This is a genomic window from Pseudomonas sp. NCHU5216 (genome assembly GCF_052156495.1).
Classification (GTDB): domain Bacteria; phylum Pseudomonadota; class Gammaproteobacteria; order Pseudomonadales; family Pseudomonadaceae; genus Aquipseudomonas.
In genome coordinates this window covers 36330-45052 of the sequence record NZ_JBQLIX010000041.1, presented here as the reverse complement: position 1 = coordinate 45052, position 8723 = coordinate 36330, and the positions used below count along the sequence as shown (strand labels likewise).

Below are 8723 nucleotides of genomic sequence, written 5' to 3'. Positions count from 1 at the left end.
TGGTTGCGGGAGCAGGATTTGAACCTACGACCTTCGGGTTATGAGCCCGACGAGCTACCAGACTGCTCCATCCCGCGTCTGTGGGGCGGCATTCTACAGTCAGTGGCGCATCTGTCAACCGTCGATTGCGATAAAAGTGTTTTCAAGTCAGGTGCTTAGCCTCAAACACCTGTTAGACTTCAGCGCTCCAGGCCAGGCCGGGCGAGGCTTTCGAGGGTGTCGTGCGCAAGATTATCCATATTGACTGCGACTGCTTTTACGCCGCAATCGAAATGCGCGACGACCCGAGCCTGGCCAATCGGCCGCTGGCGGTGGGTGGCTCGGCCGAGCGGCGTGGGGTGATCGCCACCTGCAACTACGAGGCGCGTGCCTATGGCGTGCGCTCGGCGATGTCGTCACGGCACGCTTTGAAGCTGTGCCCGGATCTGCTGATCGTCAAACCTCGTTTCGAGGTGTACCGCGCGGTTTCCCGCGACATTCACGGCATCTTTCGTCAGTTCACCGACCTGATCGAGCCGTTGTCGCTGGACGAGGCCTACCTCGACGTCAGCGAATCGCCACATTTCGCCGGCAGTGCGACGCGCATCGCTCAGGAGATTCGCCGACGTGTGGCGCAGGAGCTGCACATCACCGTGTCTGCCGGGGTGGCACCGAACAAGTTCCTGGCCAAGATTGCCAGTGACTGGCGCAAGCCCGATGGCCTGTTCGTGATCACTCCGGATCAGGTGGACGATTTCGTTGCTGCCTTGCCGGTGAGCAAGCTGCATGGGGTGGGCAAGGTCACCGCGCAGAAGCTGGCGCGCCTGGGCATACGCACCTGCCTGGATCTGCGTGACTGGAACAAGCTGGCGCTGGTGCGTGAATTCGGCAGCTTCGGCGAACGCCTGTGGAGCCTGGCGCGGGGTCTGGACGAGCGCTCGGTGAAGGTGGACAGCCGCCGCCAGTCGCTGAGCGTCGAGCACACCTACGACCAGGATCTGCCGGATCTGCAAAGCTGCCTGGACAAGTTGCCGACGCTACTGGAAGAGATGAACGAGCGCCTGCAGCGGCTGGATGCCAGCTACCGGCCGGACAAACCCTTCGTCAAGGTCAAGTTCCACGATTTCACCCAGACCACTCTGGAACAGGCCGGTGCCAGCCGTGACCTGGACAGCTATCGGCAGTTGCTCAGCCTGGCCCATGCCCGCGGCGACAAGCCGGTGCGTCTGCTTGGCGTCGGCGTGCGTCTGCATGACCTGCGGGGGCAGCAGGAGCAATTGGAGTTGTTCGGTTAGCAGGGACAGGGGGCCTCAAAGGCATAAGTGCGAATTTATGGGGTATCGCATTTTTAGGGGAGATACCGGACTGGCAAGCTTGTGTGTTGGGTTGCTGGTTGTCCGGGAGCTTGTTCCGAATTGCCGCGTTTTTGCTGATGTTTTTGGTTTCGCCCTCCCGTGCGAGTCACTTTTGCGGGCAAAAGTAACCAAAACCTCCGCCCTTTCATCCGGCCCCGGCTGCGCCGGGGTTCGCTCACTCCATCGCCGCTCCAGAGGCCCGCCACGGTGGGCCATCCCTGGCCCATCGCGGCTCTCGGCTTTGGCATCCTGCGTCGCTCTACCTCCTGCATCCATGCAGTCGTCGCGACATCCATGTCGCTCGACCTCTTCCACGACGATTGCGTTCGCCCTCCTGGGCGGGCTCTGCACGCGCCTGAAGTTTAGGTAACCCCCTGCCCCAACGGCGTACTGCTTCGCGAGTACGCCCTACGCCGATGCTTAGCAGCCGTAGGGCGGACTCAGGAGCGCCAGCGAACAGTCCGCCGGGCCATGCCCAGTTCGGCACCACAACCTACGCCCAATACTCCCAACGGCGTACTGCTTCCGAGCGGCCAGCGTACCGGTACGCCCTACGCGAATAAATTCACTTCTTCGGGGGGCAGCAGCGGGGGCAATCCATTGCGGATTGCCCCCAAGGTTTCAACGTATTTTGCCGCGACTTAGCTTTAGTTCTTCCTTGGCGAAGTCGTCGACGTCGATCACGCGGCGGCGTGCTGCTTCGGCGGCTTGCAAGCGTTCGCCCTGTTCGCTGTCGAGGATGCCGGCGGCTACCGCCGCGTCGATTGCATTCTGGCCCGGTGCCGGTTGCAGGCTGCCGTCCTTGAGCGCCTTGTGCAGGCGTTTGCGTGCATCCTGGCTGGCTTGCACCAGGTTGATGGCATGCTGCAGCGCGCCCACGGGATCCTGTTCGTCCTGCGGGCGGTAGCAGCCTTCGAGCACCGACTCCAGTGCCGGGTCGCCGGCCGGGCGGCCGATGATTTCGGCCACTTCGGCGTCCAGGGCATCGCTGGGGCCGCGATGGCGACGGCCCAGCGGGAATACCAGCACCTTGAGCAGGCAGCCGAACAGGCGGTTGGGGAAGTTACCGAGCAGCTCGGCCAGGGCGTTTTCGGCTTGGTAGAGGTTTTCCTCCATGGCCCAGCGCAGCAGCGGACGAACAGCTTCCGGGTAGTCCAGATCGTGGTAGCGCTTGAGCGCGGCGGAGCCCAGGTAGAGGTAGCTGAGCACGTCGCCAAGGCGAGCGGAGAGGCGCTCGCGGCGTTTCAGGTCGCCGCCGAGCAGCATCATGCTGCTGTCGGCGCACAGGGCGAAGGCGGCCGCCAGGCGGTTGAGGGCGCGGTAGTAGGGCTGGCTGAGGTCGTCGCCAGGCACGGCGCCCAGACGACCCAGGGTCAGGCCCAGCAGCAGGCTGCTGGCGGCATTGCCGACGGCGAAGCCGATGTGCCTCATCAGCAGCTCGTCGAACTCGGCCAGGGCCTGATCCTTGTCGTCACGGTCGGCCAGGGCCATTTCCTTGAGCACGTACGGATGGCAGCGGATGGCGCCCTGGCCGAAGATCATCAGGTTGCGCGAGAGGATGTTGGCGCCCTCGACCGTAATGAAGATGGGCGCACCTTGCCAGGAGCGGCCCAGGTAGTTGTTCGGGCCCATGATGATGCCCTTGCCGGCGTGCACGTCCATGGCGTGGCCAATGCACTCGCGGCCGCGCTCGGTGAGGTGGTACTTGAGGATCGCCGACAGCACCGAGGGCTTCTCGCCCAGGTCGACGGCATTGGCGGTAAGGATGCGCGCGCTGTCCATCAGCCAGGCGTTGCCGCCGATGCGTGCCATGGCTTCCTGGATGCCCTCGAAGGCGGCCAGCGGCACGTTGAACTGTTCACGTAGCTGGGCATATTGCCCGGTGGTGAGGCTGGTGAACTTGGCGGCGCCGGTGCCGACGGCGGGCAGCGAGATGGAACGGCCCACCGACAGGCAGTTCATCAGCATCATCCAGCCTTTGCCCAGGTATTCCTGGCCACCGATCAGGTAGTCGAGGGGGATGAACACGTCCTTGCCCCAGTTCGGCCCGTTCATGAAAGCGGCGCCCAGCGGCAGGTGGCGGCGGCCGATTTCCACACCGGGGGTATCGGTGGGGATCAGCGCCAGGCTGATGCCCAGCTCTTCCTTGTCGCCCAGCAGATGGTCGGGGTCATAGGCCTTGAAGGCCAGGCCGAGCAGGGTGGCCACGGGGCCCAGGGTGATGTAGCGCTTTTCCCAGTTCAGGCGCAGGCCGATGACTTCCTCGCCGTTCCACTGGCCCTTGCAGATGATGCCGTTGTCCGGCATGGCGCCGGCATCGGAGCCGGCCAACGGGCCGGTGAGGCCGAAGCAGGGGATGTCTTCACCGCTGGCCAGGCGTGGCAGGTAGTGCTGGCGCTGCTCATCGGTGCCGTAGTGCAGCAGCAGCTCGGCCGGGCCGAGGGAGTTGGGCACCATCACGGTGGAGGCCAGGTCGCCGCAGCGGGTGGCCAGTTTCATCGCCACCTGCGAGTGGGCATAGGCGGAGAAGCCCTTGCCGCCATATTCCTTGGGGATGATCAGGGCGAAGAAGCCGTGTTGCTTGATGTGCTGCCAGGCCTTTTCCGGCAGATCCATCTGTTGGCCGACCTGCCAGTCGCTGACCATGGCGCAGAGTTCTTCGGTGGGGCCGTCGATGAAAGCCTGTTCTTCTTCGGTGAGCTTGGCCTTGGGGTAGGCCAGCAGCTTGTCCCAGTCCGGTTTGCCGCTGAACAGCTCGCCATCCCACCACACCGTGCCGGCTTCGATGGCATCACGCTCGGTGGCCGACATGGGCGGCAGTACGCGCTGGAACCAGGTGAACAGGGGCTTGGTGAACCACTGCCGGCGTAGATCGCCGAGCAGGATGAAGACCGCCACGGTGCCGGTAACGACCCACAGCAGCAGTTGCAGCCAGCCGGGTACAGAACTGAACAGGGCCATGGCCAGCAGGTAGGCCGCGGTGATGCCGAGAGCCGGGCGGGCGGCAGTGCGACTATGGGCCAGGTAGGCGACCCCGATCAGTAGAACCAGCAACCAGATGACAGGCATGTGCATTTCTCCATGATTCGTGCGGGTGACGTCTTCGAGCATAGTCATGAATGACGTCGAAAAGTCCAGTCAGGATGCAATCGTCTGGGCTCTGTGCAAGTGACCGCCCCGCTTGGGGCGAGTTCGCCCCAACCTTTTGCCGGGTGTATCGACGCAGTCGATAATCAAGATTGGCGCGCCGGCCTTTTCTCGGCGCGTCCGGGTCGGTAGGGTGCATGCCAACGCCAGAGGGGGTGACACACGCGGTTGCAAACCGGCGCGCTCGCCCTCATCTATGAACATCACATCTTCGTGCGGGAAATCCCTTCTTCATGAGCAGCGCTCTGTCCATTCGCCAGTTGACCAAGACCTACGGCAACGGCTTCCAGGCTTTGCACGGCATCGATCTGGACGTCGCCGAAGGTGACTTCTTCGCCTTGCTCGGCCCCAATGGCGCCGGCAAGTCCACCACCATCGGCGTGCTCTCCACGCTGGTGAACAAGAGCAGCGGCACGGTCAATGTGTTCGGTCATGACCTCGACCGCGAACCCTACGCGCTCAAGCGTTGCCTGGGCGTAGTGCCGCAGGAGTTCAACTTCAACCAGTTCGAGAAGGTGTTCGACATCGTCGTCACTCAGGCTGGCTACTATGGTATTCCGCGTTCCATCGCCAAGGAGCGTGCCGAGCAGTACCTGACCCAGCTCGGCCTGTGGGACAAGCGCGACGTGGCCTCGCGCGAGCTGTCCGGTGGCATGAAGCGGCGTTTGATGATCGCCCGTGCCCTGGTGCATCAGCCGCGCCTGCTGATCCTCGATGAGCCCACCGCCGGGGTGGACATCGAACTGCGCCGTTCGATGTGGGGCTTTCTCACCGAGCTGAACCGGCAGGGCATCACCATCATCCTCACCACCCATTATCTGGAAGAGGCCGAGCAGCTCTGCCGCAACATCGGCATCATCGACCACGGCCGCATCGTCGAGCTGAGCAGCATGAAGGATCTGCTGAAGAAGCTGCACGTCGAGACTTTCCTGCTCGATCTCAAGGATTCCTACAACGAGGCGCCGAACCTGGCCGGTTACCCGGTGCGCCTGGTCGACCACCACACCCTGGAGGTGCAGGTGGAGAAGAGCCAGGGCCTCAATGCGCTGTTCCAGCAACTGGCGCAGCAGCAGGTGCAGGTGCTCAGCCTGCGCAACAAGACCAATCGCCTGGAGGAGCTGTTCGTCTCCCTGGTGGAAAAGAACCTGGCCAAGGTGGCGCAATGAATACCCAGTATCTGAACAGCGAATTCGCCGCCAACCTGGTGGCCCTGCGCACCATCGTCCATCGCGAAGTGCGCCGTTTCGTGCGTATCTGGCCGCAGACCCTGCTACCGCCAGCGATCACCATGGTCTTGTACTTCGTCATCTTCGGTAACCTGATCGGCCGGCAGATCGGCGACATGGGCGGCTTCAGCTACATGGAGTACATCGTGCCGGGGCTGATCATGATGTCGGTGATCACCAACAGCTACGGCAACGTGGTGTCGAGCTTCTTCGGCAGCAAGTTCCAGCGCAACGTCGAGGAACTGCTGGTGTCGCCGGTCTCGCCGCACACCATCCTCATCGGCTTCGTCATCGGCGGCGTGCTGCGTGGGCTGGCGGTAGGGGTGATCGTCACCTGCCTGTCGCTGTTCTTTACCCATCTGCAGGTGCATCACCTGGGCGTGACGGTGCTGGTGGTGCTGCTGACCGCGACCATCTTCTCCCTTGGCGGGTTCGTCAACGCGGTATTCGCGCGCAACTTCGACGACATCTCGATCATCCCCACCTTCGTCCTGACGCCGCTGACCTACCTGGGCGGGGTGTTCTATTCCATCACCCTGTTGCCGCCGTTCTGGCAGGCGGTGTCGCTGGGCAACCCCATCCTGCACATGGTCAATGCCTTCCGTTACGGCATCCTCGGCGTGTCCGACATCCGCATCGGCGTGGCCATTGGCTTCATGCTGCTGGCCACCGTGGTGCTCTACACCCTGTGCATCCGCCTGCTGGTCAGCGGTCGCGGCATGCGCCAGTGACGGCAGACTTTCGCTTCTGTAGGCGCGGGCTGATTCGCGATTTTCGCAGGCAAAGCTACGATCCGTCGGATAGCTGATCGTTTTCGTAGGAGCGAGCTCTGCTCGCGAATGGTTTGGCCGCCACAAGCCTCGCGAGCAGAGCTCGCTCCTACAGGTTGTCTGCAGGGTGCTTGATGCGTGCGGCGTGGCGGTCAACCCGCTAAACTCGCCGAGTTTTTTGCCAACCCGGACTCCCCGTCATGCAGCACCCCGCCGAACATTCCCCGCTGGGCAAGTCCAGCCAGTACATCGCCGAGTACAGCCCGGAGCTGCTGTTTGCCATCTCGCGCAGCACCAAGTGGGCGGAGCTGGGCCTCGATGGCGCCAACCTGCCGTACTGGGGCGTGGACTACTGGAACTGCTACGAGCTGTCCTGGTTGCTGCCTTCCGGCAAGCCGGTGGTGGCCATCGGCGAGTTCGCCATCCCTGCCGACTCGCCGAACATCATCGAGTCGAAATCCTTCAAGCTCTATCTCAATTCGCTGAACCAGACGGTTTTCGCCACCTGGGGCGAGGTGCAGAGCACCCTGGCGCGGGATCTCTCGGCTGTGGCCGGCAAGCCGGTGACGGTGCGTCTGCGTTCCTTGGTGGAGGTGGCGGATGAGGGTGTGGCGAGGTTGCCGGGGCAGTGCATCGACGCGCTGGACGTCAGCGTCAGCCAGTACGACCACCCGCAGCCGGAACTCTTGCGTTGCGACGCCGGGCGCGTGGTGGAGGAGAGCCTGCACAGCCATCTGCTCAAGTCCAACTGCCCGGTTACCGGTCAGCCTGACTGGGGCAGCCTGGTCGTGCAGTACCGCGGTGCGGCGCTGGATCACGCCAGCCTGCTGGCCTATCTGGTGAGCTTCCGCCAGCATGCCGACTTTCACGAACAGTGCGTGGAGCGCATCTTCCTCGACCTGCAGCGCCTGCTGCAGCCGCAGTCATTGACCGTCTACGCCCGTTATGTGCGCCGCGGCGGGCTGGACATCAACCCGTACCGCAGCACCGAGGCGATCACGCCGGAAAACGCCCGCCTGCCCCGCCAGTAGAGGCATGGCCCAGGGGTTTGGCTTGCAGCTTGAAGCTTGAAGCTTGAAGCTTGCCGCTCAAATTCCCATATTGGCCAGGCTTTGCATGATGTTGCGCAGTGTACCGGCGAGGGTGGGGTGGCTGGCCTCGAAACGTTCCACCGCCAGGTTGACGCCGTCGACCAGGGTGGCGTCGGGGGCTGCAGCGGCTTCGCGGGCCAGCTGCACTTCGATCTCCTGGGTCAGCAGGTAGAGCGATGCCCGCTCTTCTTCACTGAGCGGCGTGTCCTGGGCCAGGTGTTGGTGGAGGGCTTCCAATTGCTGCTGCAGATCGTTTGCTGGCATAGAGTGCTCCTTGTCCAATGGGCTTAGGCATTGACCCCAGGCGATGCCGGAAGGTTTCAGCCTGCCCTTCAAGGGTAATCCAAGCGCGGTAGCTTTGCCTGATTCGGGTCAAGCCTTCAGAGCCTTTGCATTGGCTCTCAGGGCTTTTCGCCCTTGCTCCGGCGTAGGCCGATGTCTTCCAGGCTGGCGCCGATTTCGCCCAGGTGATCCACCACCGAATGCACGCCCAGGCGATAGAGTTGCAGCGTGGCTTCGGCACGCAGGCGCTCCTGCTCGCTGGCCGACAACGCTTGCCAGTCGCTGGGGGCCTGGCCGCACAGCGGGCCACTCACAGCCAGACCGATGGTCCAGCAGCCGGCGTTGAGACCGGCCTGCAGCAGCAGGGGATGGCTGCCGATGAGGATGCAGCCGTCCAGACGCTCGACGCCCAGTTGGCTCAGCGCTTGCCAGCAACTGTCCGGCGCTGGCCAAGGCCTTGCCTGGCGCATCGACACGGATTTGATGGAGGTCGGCAAGTGTTCGGCCAGCAACAGGCTGGCATCGCCAGGCAGGGCATCGAGCCAGGCGCAAGGAATGTCGCTTTCATCCAGGCCTTGCAGCAGCTCTTGGCTGCCTGGGGTGAGTTGGGCATAGGTGCCAGCCGCTTCGCTGAGGGCCTGCTGCAGGGTCTGCAGTTGTGCGGTCGTCGGTGGCTGACCGAGCAGCTCGGCCAGAGCCCGTTCTGGCGTGCTTGCAGGGCTGGGCACTGTGTGCTCCGGGTAGAGGCGCTGCAGCGCGGTTGGCAGGGTGCGGGCGCCGAAGTCGACCAGGCAGCCGGAAAGCTCGAACAGCAGAGCGGTAGGGGGGGAATGTGGCATGAGAGCATCCGTGACAGTGGCCAGGATCACTCTA

7 protein-coding genes and 1 tRNA gene are annotated in these 8723 nt (G+C 63.5%); 4 read left to right on the top strand and 4 right to left on the bottom strand.

The window, feature by feature from the left end; genetic code table 11:
- Positions 1–77 (bottom strand) — tRNA-Met (locus ACSVIK_RS21885).
- A 144-nt stretch (positions 78–221) separates the two neighbouring features.
- Here ACSVIK_RS21885 and dinB point away from each other — a divergent pair.
- On the top strand, positions 222–1274 hold the full coding sequence (gene dinB, locus ACSVIK_RS21880) for a DNA polymerase IV (protein ID WP_442446302.1): 1053 nt from the start codon (positions 222–224) through the stop codon (positions 1272–1274).
- A gap of 681 nt (positions 1275–1955) precedes the next feature.
- Here the strand turns inward: dinB and ACSVIK_RS21875 are convergent.
- On the bottom strand, positions 1956–4403 hold the full coding sequence (locus ACSVIK_RS21875) for an acyl-CoA dehydrogenase (RefSeq protein WP_442446301.1): 2448 nt from the start codon (positions 4401–4403) through the stop codon (positions 1956–1958).
- Between the two features lie 311 nt (positions 4404–4714).
- Between ACSVIK_RS21875 and ACSVIK_RS21870 the strand changes: the two genes are divergently transcribed.
- The 3 genes from ACSVIK_RS21870 (at position 4715) to queF (ending at position 7508) form a co-directional block, all read left to right on the top strand.
- Positions 4715–5647, top strand: coding sequence for an ABC transporter ATP-binding protein (locus ACSVIK_RS21870; protein ID WP_442446300.1), 933 nt, complete (start codon positions 4715–4717; stop codon positions 5645–5647).
- A gap of 11 nt (positions 5648–5658) precedes the next feature.
- Positions 5659–6438: an ABC transporter permease gene (locus tag ACSVIK_RS21865; RefSeq protein ID WP_442446305.1), complete on the top strand. Its 780-nt coding sequence runs from the start codon at positions 5659–5661 to the stop codon at positions 6436–6438.
- Positions 6439–6677: 239 nt separating this feature from the next.
- The gene (gene queF / locus ACSVIK_RS21860; RefSeq protein ID WP_442446299.1) at positions 6678–7508 is read left to right on the top strand and encodes an NADPH-dependent 7-cyano-7-deazaguanine reductase QueF; all 831 of its coding nucleotides are present in this window, start codon (positions 6678–6680) and stop codon (positions 7506–7508) included.
- Between the two features lie 57 nt (positions 7509–7565).
- Here queF and ACSVIK_RS21855 read toward each other — a convergent pair whose 3' ends face one another.
- Both ACSVIK_RS21855 and ACSVIK_RS21850 read right to left on the bottom strand, forming a co-directional pair.
- Entirely contained in the window at positions 7566–7832 is a 267-nt protein-coding gene (locus ACSVIK_RS21855; protein ID WP_106736019.1) for a DUF4404 family protein, read from the bottom strand.
- Positions 7833–7969: 137 nt separating this feature from the next.
- A complete protein-coding gene (locus ACSVIK_RS21850) occupies positions 7970–8689 on the bottom strand; it encodes an HAD family phosphatase (RefSeq protein ID WP_442446298.1) in 720 nt (239 codons plus the stop codon).
- Positions 8690–8723: the final 34 nt, after the last annotated feature.